Origin of the sequence: Streptomyces sp. NPDC000345 (assembly GCF_042898825.1) — a bacterium.
Classification (GTDB): domain Bacteria; phylum Actinomycetota; class Actinomycetes; order Streptomycetales; family Streptomycetaceae; genus Streptomyces.
Map to the genome: position 1 here is coordinate 78,070 of NZ_JBIAZE010000017.1, position 14,777 is coordinate 92,846.

Sequence of the window (14,777 nt, forward strand, 5' to 3'; positions counted from 1 at the left end):
CCAGCCGCCCCTGCGCCGGCGCCGCGACGCCGACCCTCTCCCGCACAGGGTCCCGACCACGAACATCACGACGATCCCGAACCCCACGATCACCAGGAAATCCATCTCTCCTGCCCCCCGACTCTCCCGTTGCGGATCTGTGTGGCTGGGGGATGCCCCGCCCGGACCGCACACCAAGCGCGACTTGAGGAAGTCGAGAGCTTCGGGCCCGGAACTCCCCTGGCCGACGGCACGACCGCGTGGGGTTCCGGCCGTGGAGGAGTACGTGGTTCCACGGATGTCACCGCGAGCGGCCGCGTGCCAAGGTCGGCGGCGTGACGGGGGTGTGCGGTGCACGGATCGCGGGCGCGGCGAACCCCTCAGAAACCGTCACCCCCAGGAGCCCGCAACCGTGACAACTCTCGCCCTCGGACCGAGCCGGCTGGACCCCGACCACCTGCTCCACACGTTCGGCATCGCGGGTCTGCTGCTCATCGTCTTCGCGGAGTCCGGCCTGCTCATCGGGTTCTTCCTGCCCGGTGACTCCCTGCTGTTCACCGCCGGCCTGCTGATCACCTCGAACCAGCTGGACTTCCCGCTGTGGGCCGCGGTCGCCCTGATCTGCGTCGCCGCGATCCTCGGCGACCAGGCGGGCTACATGTTCGGCAAGAAGGTGGGCCCGTCCCTCTTCAGCCGCCCGGACTCCCGCCTCTTCCAGCAGGAGAACGTCACCAAGGCCCACGAGTTCTTCGAGAAGTACGGCCCGAAGTCCCTCGTCCTGGCCCGCTTCGTGCCCATCGTGCGCACCTCCACGCCGATCGTCGCCGGCGTCAGCGGCATGCGGTACCGCTCGTTCCTGGTCTTCAACGTCATCGGCGGCGTCCTGTGGGGCGCGGGCGTGACCCTGCTCGGCTCCTGGCTCGGCACCATCGACTTCGTCAAGAAGAACATCGAGGCGATCCTCATCCTGATCGTCCTCGTCTCGGTGATCCCGATCGTCATCGAGTTCCTCAGGGCCCGCTCGCGGTCCGGGACGTAACGGTGCGCCCGGGGCTCGACGGTGATTCCCGCTGCCCGACCGGCGGGGCGGCCCGCTCCCCCGTGGTGGGGAATCCCGGGGTGCGCAGGACCCGACCGCCCTCGATCACCGCGAACACCTCGCAGCCCTGGCGCCCGGCCGCCCATTCCACGCCGTCGGCGCCCAGCGCGAACGCGGCCGTGGCCACGGTGTCCGCGAGGGTGAGGGTCGGGGCGACGACGGTCAGACTGTCGAGACCGGTCGCGGGCAGGCCGGTGCGGCCGTCGAGGATGTGGTCGCCGCGCTCGTAGCGGGCGGAGGTGGCGACCGCCGCGTCCGTGAGGTCGAGGACGGCGCACAGCTTGTCGGCGAACTCCGGATGCCGCACCCCCACCCGCCAGGGGCCGCCGGAGACGACCACGTCACCCCCGGCGTTGAGGCAGAACCGGGTCAGTCCGGCCCCGGTCAGCAGCTCCGCCGCCCGCTGCACCGACCAGCCCTTGACCACCGCGCAGGGGTCGAGGCCCCGCCCCGGCAGCCGTACGTCGAAGGCGCCGCCGGTGGCGGCCCGGTACTCCTCGCACAGGTCGAGCACCTCGGTGAGGTCGGCGCTCAGCCCGCCGGGGGACAGCTCGCCCCGGTCCAGCCGGGACACCTCGCTGTCCTCCTTGAAGGGACTGAACCGCGCGTCGGCCTCCCGCAGCCACGCGAAGACGGCGTCCACGGCCCCCTGCGGGACCCGCTCGTCGTCGATGCGCAGCGAGACCGGGAAGCCCATGACGTGCTCCACCCTGTGCATGTCAGCCCTTCGCGTCGATCGCGGCCTGGAGGGACTCCTTGTAGCCGTCACTCGTAAGGGTCGCACCGGACACCGTGTCGATGTCCGCGCTCTGCGCCTCCAGCGTCTCGGCGATCAGCTTCGGCACCGCCGCCGTCGTCTGCGGATGATTCGGCTGCCTGAGCATCCTGACGGCCGTGATCTCGTCGCCGTCGAAGGTCACCTGGACCTGGACGTCGCCCTTCTCCGTGGTCACCGTCGAACCGGCCACCGTTCGGGAGGCACCGGCCGGCGCGGAGGCCGAGGCCGAAGGGGACGCCGAGGCGGCGGCCGCCCGCTTGTCGATCGCGGCCTGGAGGGACTCCTTGTAGCCGTCACTCGTGAGGGTCGCACCGGACACCGTGTCGATGTCCGCGCTCTGCGCCTCCAGCGTCTCGGCGATCAGCTTCGGCACCGCCGCCGTCGTCTGCGGATGATTCGGCTGCCTGAGCATCCTGACGGCCGTGATCTCGTCGCCGTCGAAGGTGATCCGGACCTGGACGTCACCCTTCTCGGTGGTGACGGTCGTACCGGTGAAGGTGGTGCCCGAGGAGGACGTCGAGGGCGTCGTCGCCGCATCCGCGACGGACGAGGAGGACGACGTCCCGGTGGACGGTTCGTAGCGCCAGACCGGGATCAGGCCGGCGACGGACAGGACGAGTACGGGAATGGCTCGCTTCACTGTGTTTTCCTCGTCTCCCTCATCCCGCCAGGCTGAAGCGTTCGAAGTGGATCTGCGTCCTGGGCACGTCCAGTTCGCGCAGGGTGCCGAGGACCGCGTTCATCATCGGCGGCGGCCCGCACAGGAAGACGTCCCGCTCCGCGATGTCCGGTACCAGCGCGGCGAGTTCACGCGGCGCCAGCCGGTCCGGCACCGGCGGCCCGGTGACCAGGTGGAGTTCGGCTCCCTTGGCGACGGCCAGCTCGCGCAGCTCGTCGTAGAGGACGGCGTCGCGTTCGCCGGCCACCCGGTAGACGACGACCGCGTGGCCCTGGATCTCCTCCAGCAGCGCCCGGATCGGGGTGACGCCGACCCCGCCGGCGATGAGCAGGGACTCGGGGCGGGTGCGGTGCATCGCGGTGAAGGCGCCGTAGGGGCCCTCGGCGAAGACCCGGGTACCGGGCTCGAGGTGGCGCAGGCCGGCGGAGCCGTCGCCGGCCGCCTTGGCGGTCAGGCGCAGCCGGGTGCCGTCGGGGGCGGCGGAGAGGGAGAAGGGGTTCGCCTGCCACCAGCGGTCCTTCGTCAGGAACCGCCACAGGAAGAACTGGCCGGCCCGGGCGGGCAGCCGGTCCAGGTGACGGCCGGTGATGTAGACGGACACGACGTTGTCCGACTCGGGGACGACGGCCTCGACGCGCAGCTGGTGACGCCAGTTGCGCCACAGTGGCAGGACCAGGCGGCCCAGGGCGACCGAGCCGAGGGCGACGGTCCACACGCCGTACCAGTACGCCGTGGCGGCGGACGACGCGGTGAAGGTCGTACCGACCGCGACCTGGTGGGTGAAGGCCAGCACCACGGCGACGTAGGTGTACAGGTGGATGAAGTGCCAGGTCTCGTAGGCCAGTCGACGGCGGGCCCAGCGGGCCGAGACACCGCCGACGACCAGGATCAGCACCATCGCGACGGCCGCGCGCAGCACGCCCTCGACGGTCTCGGCGAGGTCGACGAGCTGGCCGACCGGGTCCATCGACGAGGACTCGGCATAGCCGAGGGTGATGAACACGACGTGCCCCACCAGCGTCCACAGCAGGCCGAAGCCGGTCCAGCGGTGCCAGTTGGTCAGCCGGTCCATGCCGATCCGGCGGTCCAGCCAGGGCAGCCGGGCCACCAGGAGCAGCTGGAAGGCCATCAGCAGCGCGCCGTACAGACCGGCGAACCTGCCGATCACGACAAGTGCGTTGGAGGCGAAGCCCGCCTGGACGGCGAAGAGGGTCACGACGGCCGCGTTCGCGGCCAGCACGGTGTACAGGCCGGTGCGGGCCACGACTTTGGGACGTATCGCCGTGGGGGGAACGGGAGGCGATTGGACGGTCGTCACGGACGCAAACTCCTTGATCGGGTCCTGGAACACAGAGCTTGTCCGTGCCGTGCTGTCGATTTCCTGTCGTACAACTTTCAAGAGCTTATCGATCGGCGCACGTGTGACATGCGGGTCCCACGGCGAGCGGCGCGTGACGCAGTATGAGCGGGTGGAAAAAGTACGACTCCTCGTCGTGGACGACGACCCGCCGATCGCCGATCTCGTGGCGACGGTCGCCCGCTACGAGGGCTGGAGCGCGGTCACCGCGAACTCCGGTGAGGAGGCGCTGCGCCGCGCCGCCGAGTTCCATCCGGACATCGTGGTGCTCGACCTGATGCTGCCCGACATCGACGGTTTCGGCGTGCTGGACCGGCTGCGGCAGACCGGGACCATGGTGCCGGTGGTGTTCCTCACGGCCCGGGACGGGGTCGCGGACCGGGTCGCGGGGTTGACCCGGGGCGGCGACGACTACCTGGTGAAGCCGTTCGCGGTGGAGGAGCTGATGGCCCGGCTGCGGACCGTGCTGCGGCGCAGCACGGGGCCCGGTTTCCAGCGCTCGGTGCTGCGGGTCGCGGACCTGACGATGGACGAGGACACCCGCGAGGTCCGGCGCGCCGGCAGGCTGCTCACGCTCACCCCGACCGAGTACGAGGTGCTGCGCTATCTGATGCGCAAGTCGCCGACCGTGCTGACCAAGGCGCAGATCCTCGACCATGTGTGGGAGTACGGCTTCGGCGGCCGCTCCAACGTCGTGGAGCTGGTCGTCAGCCGGCTGCGCCGCAAGCTGGACGCGACGGGCGACGATCCGCTGATCCAGACGGTGCGGGGTTTCGGATACGTGATCCGGCAGGCGGCCGAGTGATCCGCCGGCTGCGGCGGACGTACCGCGGGATGCGGCTCGGCACCCGGCTGGCGCTGGGCCTCGGCGCGCTGGCCCTGGTGGTCTTCGCCGTCGTCGGCACGGCCCTCACCACCTACATGCGGGACTATCTGTCGGCCCAGCTCAACGAGCAGCTCGCGATCGCCCAGGTCGCCCAGTCCAAGAGCATCGTCGACTCCGGCAGCCTGACCGGGAAGAAGTACTGGGGCTGGTACTACGCCGTGTACGACGTACGCGACGGCACGCCCGTGCTGCGCGAGCCGGAGGACCCCGGTGACGTGCCCGAGGACATCGACGACCTCACCACCCTGGCCCGGGCGCAGACCGTCGCCGACCACGAGGTGGTGCGCACCGCGCAGCTGAGGGGCGACGGCGTGTACCGGCTGCGCGCCTGCGAGGTGGAGCCGGGGGTGGTCCTGGTCAGCGGCGCGCCCATGGAGGACATCGACAACACCGTGCAGCACCTGATCACCATCCAGGTCGTCACGTTCGTGCTCGCGCTGGCGGCCCTGGTGGTGTTCGGGCGGGCCATGCTGCGGCGCGGTCTGAAGCCGCTCAGCGACATGGCGCACACCGCGCACGGCATCACCTCCCACGACCTGACCGAGTCGGCGTCCCGGCTGCCGCTGCGCGCGGACCGAGCGGGCGGCGGCCCGGAGGTGGAGGAGCTGCGCACGGCGTTCAACACGATGCTGGAGCACATCGACGACTCGCTCGCCGTGCGCGCCGAGGCCGAGCAGCGTCTGCGCCGCTTCGTCGCGGACGCCTCGCACGAACTGCGTACCCCGCTGATGTCGGTGCGCGGTTACGCGGACCTCTTCCAGTACGCGGCCGCGAACGCCCCCGAGGAGCGCGACAGGCATCTGGCCCGGCTGCGGGCCGAGGCCGCCCGGATGGGCGTCCTCCTCGACGATCTGCTGCTGCTCGCCCGGCTGGACGCGGCGGAGGTGGAGACCCCGCTGCGGAGGGAGGACGCCGACCTGGTGGAGCTGGTGGGGCAGGCGGCCGACGCGTTCCGCGCCGGCCATCCCGGCCACCCCCTGACGGTGCTCCCGGGCCCGGCCGCCGTACGGCTGTGCATGGACCCGCATCGCATCCGCCAGGTGCTGGACAACCTCCTGACCAACGCGGCCGTGCACACCCCCTCCGGCACGCCGGTGACGGTCGAGGTGTCCGTCACGGCGTCCTCGGCGCGCGTCCGGGTCGCCGACAAGGGCCCCGGCATCCCGCCCGGCGACCGGGACCGGGTCTTCGACCGCTTCTACCGCGTCGACAAGGCCCGCAGCCGCGACCGGGGCGGCAGCGGCCTCGGCCTCGCCGTGGCCCGCTCCCTGGTGCGGGCGCACGGCGGCAGGCTGGAACTGGGCGAGGAGCCGGACACCACGGCATTCCTCGTGACCCTGCCGCTCGCACCGGGCGGCAGGGCGCGCTGAGGGGTGGCGCCGGCCGGGATGAGCGGTGCCGGGCGGGGGCAGAACTCTCACAGCCCACCGCGCCCCTGTCGCCCCTCCGCCCGCACCCCGTCGGCCTCCGGACACCGGGCCGTCACACCGGAGGGGAAACTCTCCCCCGCGTTCCCCTCCTCCCCCCCGGGCCTGATCCGTCACACCGCCCTACGCGGCCGTGACGCGGAAGGACGACGTGTGCCGTGACCCTGTCGCCGCTCGACACCACTCCCGCCATCCCGACCGCACCCGCCACCCCGCCCCAGCCCCAGCCCCAGGGCACCGCTGGCACCGCCTCCCCGCCCCCGTCGCCGACCGCGGCCCCCCGCCGCCCCCCGCGGTCCTCCACCGCCGCCCGCCGCGCCGTGGGCCTGCTCCCCCTGCTGTACCTGGGGGTGTGGGCGGCGGTCGACTGGCACGCCGTGCGCGACGGCATCGCCCGCCTGGCAGGCGCCGACCCCTGGTGGCTGCTGGCCGGGCTCCTCTTCACCTGCCTGGGTTCGGTCGCCGCGGCCTGTGTCCGCCAGGGCGCGATCCCGGACCGGCTGCCGCCCGGCCTGCTGGTGGCCTCGCAGATCGCCGCGGGTGCCGCGAACCACGTCCTGCCGGCGAGCATCGGCGCCCACGCGGTGACCATCCGCTTCCTGAGACGCCAGGGCGTCCCGCTCCCCCGGGCCACCGCGTCGATCGCCCTGTACTCCCTGGTCAGGGCGTTGGCGAAGACACCCCTGGTGCTCGCCTTCCTGTTCACGGCGCCCGTCGCCGCGCTCCTCCCGGACCGCCGCACGCTGCTGCTGGCCGGGGCGGGGATCGTGCTGGCGCCGACCGCGGCCGCCGTCCTGGCCGCCTTCGTGCGGCCCCTGCGCCGCCCCGCCGGGGACTTCGTGCGCACGGCCCTCACCGACGCCCGGCGTCTGCACACCCGGCCCGGCCGGGTCGTCCCCCTGTGGGGCGGCGCGCTCGCGGCCCCGCTGATCCAGGCCTGTGTGGTCGCCTCGGTGGGGAAGGCCCTGGACCTCCCCCTGACCTGGCCCGAGCTGCTGTTCGCGTTCCTCGCGGCGAGCACCGCGGCCGGCGCCGTCCCCGCCCCGGGCGGCATCGGCCCGCTGGACGCGGCCCTGGTGCTCACCCTGGCCGGCTACGGCGCACCGCTCCCGCTGGCCACCGCGACCGTCATCGGCTACCGCACGCTGACGGTCTGGCTGCCCCTGCTGCCGGGGATGCTGGTGCTGTCCGCGCTGGTGCAGCGCGAACAGCTGTGAGACCGGCCGGCCGGCGGGTCAGCCCTCGTCGGCCGCCAGCCGCAGCGAGATGCTGTTGATGCAGTACCGCTGGTCGGTCGGGGTCGGATACCCCTCCCCGGCGAAGACGTGGCCGAGGTGGGATCCGCAGCGGGCGCACCGCACCTCGGTGCGCACCATCCCGTGCGACCGGTCCTCGATCAGCTCGACCGCGTCGGTGTCCTTCGGGTCGTAGAAGGACGGCCAGCCGCAGTGCGAGTCGAACTTGGTCGCGGAGGTGAACAGTTCGGCGCCGCAGGCCCGGCAGGAGTAGACGCCCGTGGTCTTCGTGTCGGTGTACTCACCGGTGAAGGCGGGCTCCGTCGCGGCCTGGCGCAGTACGGCGTACTCGGCCGGAGTGAGCTCCGCCCGCCACTGCTCGTCCGGCTTCTCGACGTCGTACGACACGATCCTCAGCCCCTCACTGCGAAAGACGGTCCAGAATGCGCGGGCCCAGGTCGGTCACGTCGCCCGCGCCCATGGTGAGAACGAGATCACCGGGCTTCGCCATTCCCGCCACGGTCTCGGGCACCTCGCCCTTGTCGTGCACGGCCGTCACGTCGGCGCCCGCCGCGCGGGCCGCGTCGATGATCAGTGCGCTCGTGACGCCCGGGACCGGGTCCTCGCGGGCCGGGTAGATGTCCAGGACGACGGAGGCGTCGGCCAGGGCCAGGGCCCGGCCCATCTCCTTGCCGAGCTCCTGCGTCCGGGAGAACAGGTGCGGCTGGAAGACGACGAGGATGCGGGCGTCACCGGCGGCGGCGCGCATCGCCTCCAGGTCGGCGGTCATCTCGGTGGGGTGGTGGGCGTAGGAGTCGATGACCTGGACGCCCGCGGCCTCGCCCTTGAGCTGGAGCCGGCGCTTGACCCCGGTGTACGCGGCCAGGGCGGGGGCCAGTTCACCGGCGGGGATGCCCAGGGCCACGCCGGCGGTCAGCGCGGCGACGGCGTTGAGCGCGTAGTGCCGGCCCGGCACGGAGACGGTGAAGACGAGCTCCCGTCCGTCCAGCACCACGGTCACCAGGCTCTTCAGGCCCTGCGGTACGACCGACAGGACGCGTACGTCGGCGTCCTCGGCCTCTCCGTACGTCACCACGTTCACGCCCTCGACCCGCCGGGTCAGCTCGCGGGCGCCCGCCTGGTCCGCGGAGATCACCAGCGTGCCGCCGGGCACGATCTTCCCGGCGAAGGTCTCGAAGGACTCGTAGATCTCGTCCATCGAGGCGTAGTTGGCGTGGTGGTCGAGCTCCACGTTGAGGACGATCGCGACCTCGGGGGCGTACTTGTGGAAGCTGCGGTCCGATTCGTCGGCCTCGGCGACGAAGATCCCGCCGTCGCCGTGCAGCGCGTTGGAGCCGGGGGCGTCCAGGTCGCCGCCGATGGCGTAGGAGGGGTTCAGGCCGAGCTCGGAGAGCGAGACGGCCAGCATCGACGTGGTGGTGGTCTTGCCGTGGGTGCCGGCGACCGCGATCGGCCGCAGCCCCTCCATCAGCGCGGCGAGGGCGTCCGACCGGTGCACCACCGGAATCCCCAGCTCCGCCGCGCGGGCCAGCTCCGGGTTGTCCTCGCGGATCGCCGACGACACGACGACGCAGCTCGCGTCGCCCGCGAGATGCTCCGCCGCGTGCCCGATGTGCACGGTGACGCCGAGCGCCCGCAGCGCCGCGGCGGTCTCCGACTCCTTCGCGTCACTGCCCGCCACCTTCGCCCCGCGCTGGGCGAGGATCTTCGCGATCCCCGACATCCCGGCGCCGCCGATGCCGATGAAGTGCGGTCGGTCCATGGCGGTAGGGAGGCCGGGTGCCATGTGTGTCTCCTGGGTGGTACGGCGGACGTGGTCGGTCAATCCCGAACCCTATGGCACACGCCCCGCGCGCACGGAACGCCTCAGGCCTTGCTGTGCGAGAACAGCTTCAGCACCGGCACCCCCACCTTGTGCCGTGCCCGCGACGCCCAGTCGCGGTGGAAGAACTCCTCCACGTAGTGCGGATCGGTCAGGACGATCACCTCGTCCGCGTCCGCCTCCGCCACGAGCGCCTTCAGCGCGTCCAGCGGATGGTCCTCCACCAGCCGCCCCCGCGCCTCACTGCCGGCCGCGTGCAGCGCCTGCAGGGAGACCTCCAGAGCTCTCTCCCCGAACCCCTTGGCCTCCTCCCCCTCCGGCGTCTCGCGCTCGCGCGCCGCCTCGTCCAGCTCCCCGAGGGCCACGTCGTCGATGGCCCGCAGCAGCCGGTCGGCCTGGTCGCCGCGCGGCTGGAGCAGGACGTGGAAGGAGACCGCCTCGTCCCCGTGCAGGGTCGTGACGAACTCCACGTCGGCGGACGTCAGGGCCTTCTCGATCATCAAAACGCTTGTGAACACCAGAGCCCCATTCTCCTGCGGAAAGCCATCCTTGCCCGTGCCGGCACGGGAACTGCGAGTCCTAGTCTGCCCACCCGGAGCTAACCGGAACGGCAGATTCCGCCGTTTCGGGGCCCTGGGGTGTCGCACCTGCACACCTAACCCCACGGGGCCGTTTCAGACCCTGCCGTACCTGCTGAAGAGGAATCCGTTCTCCTCCAGCAGGGACACCAGCGCGAACCGCTGGGGCACCGCGACCGGGGGCCCGCCCGCGATCCGCTGCGCGTCCCCCGCGGTGAGCAGCGGCGAGACGGTCAGACAGAGCTCGTCCAGCACGCCCGCGGCGACGAACTGGCCCAGCAGCCGGGGCCCGCCCTCGGTCAGCAGCCGGGTGTGCCCCAGCTCGGCGAGCGCCCGTACGGCCCGCGCGGGCTCCACGCCCATGCCGTCACCGGCGATCACCACCCGCGCGCCCGCCTTCTCCGCGGCGGCCACCCGGTCGGGGGCGGCCGCGGCACCGGTCAGCAGCAGCGTCGGCACCAGCGGCGAGGTGAACAGCGGGAGCGAGAAGTCCAGGTCCAGGGCGGCGGTGACCACCGCGATCGCGGGCGCGGGCCCCTGTCCGGCCGCCTCCCGCCGCGCGGCGAAGTCCTCCCGCGCGCGGGCCGGCCGGTACCCCTCCTGGCGTACCGTTTCCGCGCCCACCACCACCACGTCCGCGAGCCCTCGCAGCGTGCCGAAGATCCGCATGTCGGTGGCGGTGGAGATGGGCTGGGAGCGGCCCTCGTGCTGGGCGGCGCCGTCGAGCGTGGACACCATGTTGGCCCGCAGCCACGGCCGCGGCCCCCCGGGCGGGGGCTCGGGGTAGGCGTAGGCGTCGGCGAGCTCGTCGAGGCTCCACTCCCGGTCTCCGGGGGCCGTGGCGGGTGTCTGGTCGGTCACAGGGAACAGCCGTCGCATGCCTCGCAGTCTGGCACGCGGATTAGCATGGGGAACCGTGTCGTCCTCCATCCCCGCCGCCCCTGTCGACGAGATAGCCGACGCGGCCCCCCTGTCCCTGTGCGCCCGTGAGCCGTACGTCCCCGCGGACCGGCTGGTCGCCGAGATGGTGCCGCCGCCGCGCTTCGACTCGGTGCGCTTCAGCACCTACCTCCCGGACCCGGACCGGCCGAGCCAGACCGAGGCGGTCGCCGTCCTGGAGGGCTTCGCCGGCGGACTCGGCGGGGCGCACGCGGTCGGCGGCGGCAAACGGGGCTTCTTCGGCTTCGGGAAGGCCAGGGCGGCCAAGACGCCCGCCGGCCCGCGCGGGGTCTACCTCGACGGCGGCTACGGCGTCGGCAAGACCCATCTGCTCGCGTCCCTGTGGCACGCCACCCCGGCCGAGCCCGCGCTGAAGGCGTTCGGCACGTTCGTCGAGCTGACCAACCTGGTCGGCGCCCTGGGCTTCCAGAAGACGGTCCAGACGCTCGCCGGCCACCGGCTGCTGTGCATCGACGAGTTCGAGCTGGACGACCCGGGCGACACCGTGCTCGTCTCGACCCTGCTCGGGAAGCTGGTCGACGCGGGCGTGGCGCTCGCGGCCACCTCCAACACCCTGCCCGGCAAGCTGGGCGAGGGCCGGTTCGCGGCCGCCGACTTCCTGCGCGAGATCCAGGGGCTGTCGGCGCACTTCCGTACGCTGCGCATCGACGGTGAGGACTACCGCCACCGCGGCCTGCCGCAGGCCCCGGCGCCGTACTCCGACGAACAGGTGACCAAGACGGCGTACGCCACCCCGGGCGCCTCGCTCGACGACTTCCCGCATCTGCTGGAGCACCTCGCCAAGGTCCACCCCAGCCGTTACGGAGCGCTCACCGATGGCCTGAAGGCGGTGTGCCTCACGGAGGTACGGCCGATTCCCGACCAGTCGACGGCCCTCAGGCTCGTCGTGCTGGCCGACCGGCTCTACGACCGCGAGGTCCCGGTGCTGGCCTCCGGGCTCCCCTTCGACCAGTTGTTCAGCGAGGAGATGCTGAACGGCGGCTACCGCAAGAAGTACTTCCGGGCAATCTCCCGGCTCACCGCGCTGGCCCGGGACGCCAAGCGGCTGGTCGAGCCCCGGTAAAGGATCTCCCCCGCCGCGGTCAAGAGTCGGTTCACGCCACATACCCCTCGCTTTTGAGGCGCACTTCTTCTCGAAACGCCGAGTTAACCCTGCAAACAACTTCGCAGGGTTAACGTGTTTCTTGACCAGCCATTGACCAACCGTTGGTCTGGACTAGAGGCGGGCGCCGCCGGGAGGGGGGCACATGTTCCGAGGTGCGACGGCCCGGACCGCGCTCGCGCTCCTCGCCGCCGTCCTGCTCGCCCTCCCGTTCTTCGCACCCACGCCTTCCTTCGCACACGCGCACACCGTGCGTCAGGTCGAGGCCAAGACCAAGACCGGAATCAAACCCTCCGGCACTCCCCTGCGCGACGAGTACGTCACGGTCCGCGACTGCGGCCGCACCGGGGGCCCGACGGACCCCCTGCGCTCCCGCGACCGCCACCGCGCCACCGCCGCCGCGGCCTCGGGCCCCCAGGAGCCCGAGCGCGCGCTGCTGGCACTGGATCCGGCCGCCGTGCACGAACCCGTGCGGCCCGCCGATCCCCATCACCGCTCGTCGAGATCGTCGACGGCCCACTCTCCGGCGGCACTTCAGGTCTTCCGCTGCTGAGAGCGCGGAGCAGAACAGCAGTTCCCCCACCTGTCCTGTTTTCCTGCACGTCCGACGCGCCCCCACAGCGCGCCAGGAGGAGTCACGACATCATGCAGCCCCTCATCGACAACGCCCGTACGTTCGGACAGCGCCCTGAGGAGTTCGCCAGGCTGGCCGAAGGCCAGTCCCCGCAGGTCCTGTTCATCACCTGCTCCGACTCGCGGGTCGTCCCCGCCCTGATCACGGGCGCCCGGCCCGGCGAGCTCTTCGAGCTGCGCACCGCGGGCAACATCGTGCCGCCGTACGGCTCCGAGCGTCCCACCGGTGAGGCCGCCACCATCGAGTACGCGGTGGAGGTCCTCGGCGTCCAGGACGTCGTCGTCTGCGGCCACTCGCACTGCGGTGCCGTGGGCGCGCTGGTGCGCGGCGACGACCTCGACGCCGTTCCCGCCGTACGCGACTGGCTCGCGCACGCCGCGGACGAGCCGGGAGCCGCCGACCCGAACGACCCGACGGTCGCCGCCGCGGTCCAGAACCACGTCCTCGCCCAGCTGCTGCGGCTGCGCTCCTACCCCTGCGTGGAGAAGCGGCTCGCGGACGGCCGGCTGCGGGTGCGCGGCTGGTACTACGAGGTCCACACCGGAGCGGTGCTCGAACACCGCGTGGACACGGACGGCTTCGAGGCCCTGTGAGCGCCGCGATGAACGACACGTCCGGCCGGAACACCGGCCGAATAGCCCGGTTCCCCCATCTGCGGCAGGACTTCGCCGCCTCACTCGTCGTCTTCCTGGTCGCGCTCCCGCTGTGCGTGGGCGTGGCCGTGGCCTCCGGCGTGCCGGCCGAGCTCGGGCTCGTCACCGGCATCGTCGGGGGCATCGTCACCGGTCTGATGCGGGGCAGCTCCCTGCAGGTGTCCGGTCCCGCGGCCGGTCTGACCGTGCTGGTCTTCGAGGCGGTGCAGGAGTTCGGCCTGCCCGCCCTCGGAGTGATCGTGCTCGCCACGGGCGCCCTGCAGATCGTCATGGGCACCCTGAAGCTGGGCCGCTACTTCCGGGCCATCTCGGTCTCCGTGGTCGAGGGCATGCTCGCCGGCATCGGCCTGGTGCTGATCGCCGGACAGCTGTACTCGGTGGCCGGCGCCAAGGCGCCGGACACCGGCCCGGAGAAGATCGCCGGGCTGCCCGGGGCGCTCGTGGACGCGGCCGGGAACACCGCCGCGTCGGCCTCGCTCGCCCTCGGCGCCGGCACCGTCGCCGTACTCGTGCTGTGGAAGCGGATGCCGGCGAAGGTGCGCGTCGTGCCCGGCCCGCTCGCCGCGGTGGGCCTCGCGACGCTGGCCGCGCTGGTGCTGAACCTGCCGGTGGCGACCGTGGAGGTGCAGGGCCTGCTGGGCTCGGTCCAGCCGCCGTCGCCGTCCGCCTTCGGCGAGCTGGCGGACATCGGCCTGCTCGGCACGATCGTCGCGTTCACCCTGATCGCGTCCGCCGAGTCACTGTTCAGCGCGGCGGCCGTGGACCGGCTGCACGACGGTCCGCGCACCGAGTACGACAGGGAACTGGTCGCGCAGGGCGCGGGCAACGCCCTGTGCGGTGTGCTCGGCGCGCTGCCGATGACCGCGGTGATCGTGCGCAGCGCGGCCAACGTCCAGGCGGGTGCCCGGACGAAGGCGTCCCGGGTGCTGCACGGCGTGTGGCTGCTGCTGTTCGCGGCGCTGCTCCCGGAAGCACTGGCCTACATCCCCCTCCCCGCGCTCGCCGGCATCCTGGTCCACGCCGGTGCCAAGCTGGTCCCGGTCCGCGCGCTCGCCGCCCTGTGGCGCGAGCACCGCGGCGAGGCGCTGATCCTCGTGGTCACGGCCGTGTCGATCGTCACGGTCAGCATGTTCGAGGGCGTCCTCATCGGCCTCGCGCTCGCCGTGGTGAAGACGGCGTGGGAGGCCTCGCACATCCGGCTGGAGGTCGTCGACAAGGGCGCGGGCCCGATCCAGGCGTACCTGTCGGGCAACGCGACCTTCCTGAAGCTGCCGAAGATCCTCGACAGCCTGGAGGCCCTGCCGCAGGACCGCCCGGTCGAGCTCAACCTCACCGGCCTGCACCACCTCGACCACGCCTGCCGCACGGCCCTGGAGACCTGGGCCCAGCAGCACAGCGCGGCCGGCACCGAACCGGTGCGGGTCACCGAGCCGGTACGGGCCACGGCGGTCTGAGGACGGCGGAACCGCCCGCACCGCCGCGGAGCCCGCCGTCCGGCCCGGAGCATGGCCCGGGCCGGACGGCGGGCATATCGTTGCAGGAGCAGACGGAACGGCCCTCTTGCCGA

14 protein-coding genes and 1 pseudogene are annotated in these 14,777 nt (G+C 72.4%); 8 read left to right on the forward strand and 7 right to left on the reverse strand.

The features are described 5' to 3' along the window. Positions 1 to 391 precede the first annotated feature (391 nt). Positions 392 to 1,009: pseudogene (locus ACFY30_RS32155) on the forward strand (DedA family protein); the annotation flags it as partial. On the opposite strand, the gene ACFY30_RS32160 reads toward ACFY30_RS32155, so the two are convergent. The 3 genes from ACFY30_RS32160 to ACFY30_RS32170 are packed head-to-tail and all read right to left on the reverse strand — an operon-like array spanning position 990 to position 3,853. After that, positions 990 to 1,796, reverse strand: a complete 807-nt coding sequence (locus ACFY30_RS32160; RefSeq protein ID WP_390848662.1) for an FAD:protein FMN transferase — start codon at positions 1,794 to 1,796, stop codon at positions 990 to 992. The pseudogene ACFY30_RS32155 and the gene ACFY30_RS32160 sit on opposite strands and share 20 nt — an antisense overlap. 1 nt (position 1,797) lies before the next feature. Next, positions 1,798 to 2,496: an FMN-binding protein gene (locus tag ACFY30_RS32165; RefSeq protein ID WP_390848663.1), complete on the reverse strand. Its 699-nt coding sequence runs from the start codon at positions 2,494 to 2,496 to the stop codon at positions 1,798 to 1,800. Between the two features lie 19 nt (positions 2,497 to 2,515). Beyond that, a complete protein-coding gene (locus ACFY30_RS32170) occupies positions 2,516 to 3,853 on the reverse strand; it encodes a ferric reductase-like transmembrane domain-containing protein (protein ID WP_390848664.1) in 1,338 nt (445 codons plus the stop codon). 151 nt (positions 3,854 to 4,004) lie between these two features. Between ACFY30_RS32170 and ACFY30_RS32175 the strand changes: the two genes are divergently transcribed. From ACFY30_RS32175 to ACFY30_RS32185, 3 genes are all read left to right on the forward strand, one after another. Next, on the forward strand, positions 4,005 to 4,697 hold the full coding sequence (locus ACFY30_RS32175) for a response regulator transcription factor (RefSeq protein ID WP_390848665.1): 693 nt from the start codon (positions 4,005 to 4,007) through the stop codon (positions 4,695 to 4,697). Then, on the forward strand, positions 4,694 to 6,148 hold the full coding sequence (locus ACFY30_RS32180; RefSeq protein ID WP_390848666.1) for a sensor histidine kinase: 1,455 nt from the start codon (positions 4,694 to 4,696) through the stop codon (positions 6,146 to 6,148). Before ACFY30_RS32175 ends, ACFY30_RS32180 begins: the two co-directional genes overlap by 4 nt. Positions 6,149 to 6,363: 215 nt before the next feature. Then, positions 6,364 to 7,422: a YbhN family protein gene (locus tag ACFY30_RS32185; RefSeq protein ID WP_390848667.1), complete on the forward strand. Its 1,059-nt coding sequence runs from the start codon at positions 6,364 to 6,366 to the stop codon at positions 7,420 to 7,422. An 18-nt stretch (positions 7,423 to 7,440) separates the two neighbouring features. Here ACFY30_RS32185 and msrB read toward each other — a convergent pair whose 3' ends face one another. From msrB to ACFY30_RS32205, 4 genes are all read right to left on the reverse strand, one after another. Further along, a complete protein-coding gene (gene msrB, locus ACFY30_RS32190; RefSeq protein ID WP_390662039.1) occupies positions 7,441 to 7,848 on the reverse strand; it encodes a peptide-methionine (R)-S-oxide reductase MsrB in 408 nt (135 codons plus the stop codon). 13 nt (positions 7,849 to 7,861) lie between these two features. Further along, a complete protein-coding gene (gene murC / locus ACFY30_RS32195; protein ID WP_390848668.1) occupies positions 7,862 to 9,247 on the reverse strand; it encodes a UDP-N-acetylmuramate--L-alanine ligase in 1,386 nt (461 codons plus the stop codon). 80 nt (positions 9,248 to 9,327) lie between these two features. Then, the gene (locus tag ACFY30_RS32200) at positions 9,328 to 9,801 is read right to left on the reverse strand and encodes an indole-3-glycerol phosphate synthase (protein WP_390848669.1); all 474 of its coding nucleotides are present in this window, start codon (positions 9,799 to 9,801) and stop codon (positions 9,328 to 9,330) included. A 156-nt stretch (positions 9,802 to 9,957) separates the two neighbouring features. Further along, positions 9,958 to 10,740 carry a pyrimidine reductase family protein gene (locus ACFY30_RS32205; RefSeq protein WP_390848670.1) on the reverse strand — a complete coding sequence of 261 codons (783 nt, stop codon included), beginning with the start codon at positions 10,738 to 10,740 and terminating at the stop codon, positions 9,958 to 9,960. Between ACFY30_RS32205 and zapE the strand changes: the two genes are divergently transcribed. The 4 genes from zapE to ACFY30_RS32225 all read left to right on the forward strand — a co-directional run bounded on the left by zapE (position 10,739) and on the right by ACFY30_RS32225 (position 14,664). Continuing rightward, entirely contained in the window at positions 10,739 to 11,884 is a 1,146-nt protein-coding gene (gene zapE / locus ACFY30_RS32210) for a cell division protein ZapE (RefSeq protein ID WP_390848671.1), read from the forward strand. The genes ACFY30_RS32205 and zapE overlap by 2 nt on opposite strands. Positions 11,885 to 12,068: 184 nt before the next feature. Then, positions 12,069 to 12,476 carry a hypothetical protein gene (locus ACFY30_RS32215; protein ID WP_390848672.1) on the forward strand — a complete coding sequence of 136 codons (408 nt, stop codon included), beginning with the start codon at positions 12,069 to 12,071 and terminating at the stop codon, positions 12,474 to 12,476. Between the two features lie 92 nt (positions 12,477 to 12,568). Further along, positions 12,569 to 13,150, forward strand: coding sequence for a carbonic anhydrase (locus tag ACFY30_RS32220; RefSeq protein ID WP_390848673.1), 582 nt, complete (start codon positions 12,569 to 12,571; stop codon positions 13,148 to 13,150). Positions 13,151 to 13,158: 8 nt separating this feature from the next. Continuing rightward, positions 13,159 to 14,664 (forward strand): SulP family inorganic anion transporter, encoded by a 1,506-nt coding sequence (locus tag ACFY30_RS32225; protein ID WP_390848674.1) that lies wholly within the window; start codon positions 13,159 to 13,161, stop codon positions 14,662 to 14,664. Positions 14,665 to 14,777 lie beyond the last annotated feature (113 nt).

Bases quoted from the DNA above. Each gene is read 5' to 3' on its own strand.
- ACFY30_RS32160 (WP_390848662.1), bottom strand. From the start codon at position 1,796: ATGCACAGGGTGGAGCACGTCATGGGCTTCCCGGTCTCGCTGCGCATC.
- murC (WP_390848668.1), bottom strand. From the start codon at position 9,247: ATGGCACCCGGCCTCCCTACCGCCATGGACCGACCGCACTTCATCGGC.
- zapE (WP_390848671.1), top strand. From the start codon at position 10,739: ATGCCTCGCAGTCTGGCACGCGGATTAGCATGGGGAACCGTGTCGTCC.
- ACFY30_RS32205 (WP_390848670.1), bottom strand. From the start codon at position 10,740: ATGCGACGGCTGTTCCCTGTGACCGACCAGACACCCGCCACGGCCCCC.
- ACFY30_RS32215 (WP_390848672.1), top strand. From the start codon at position 12,069: ATGTTCCGAGGTGCGACGGCCCGGACCGCGCTCGCGCTCCTCGCCGCC.
- ACFY30_RS32220 (WP_390848673.1), top strand. From the start codon at position 12,569: ATGCAGCCCCTCATCGACAACGCCCGTACGTTCGGACAGCGCCCTGAG.
- ACFY30_RS32225 (WP_390848674.1), top strand. From the start codon at position 13,159: ATGAACGACACGTCCGGCCGGAACACCGGCCGAATAGCCCGGTTCCCC.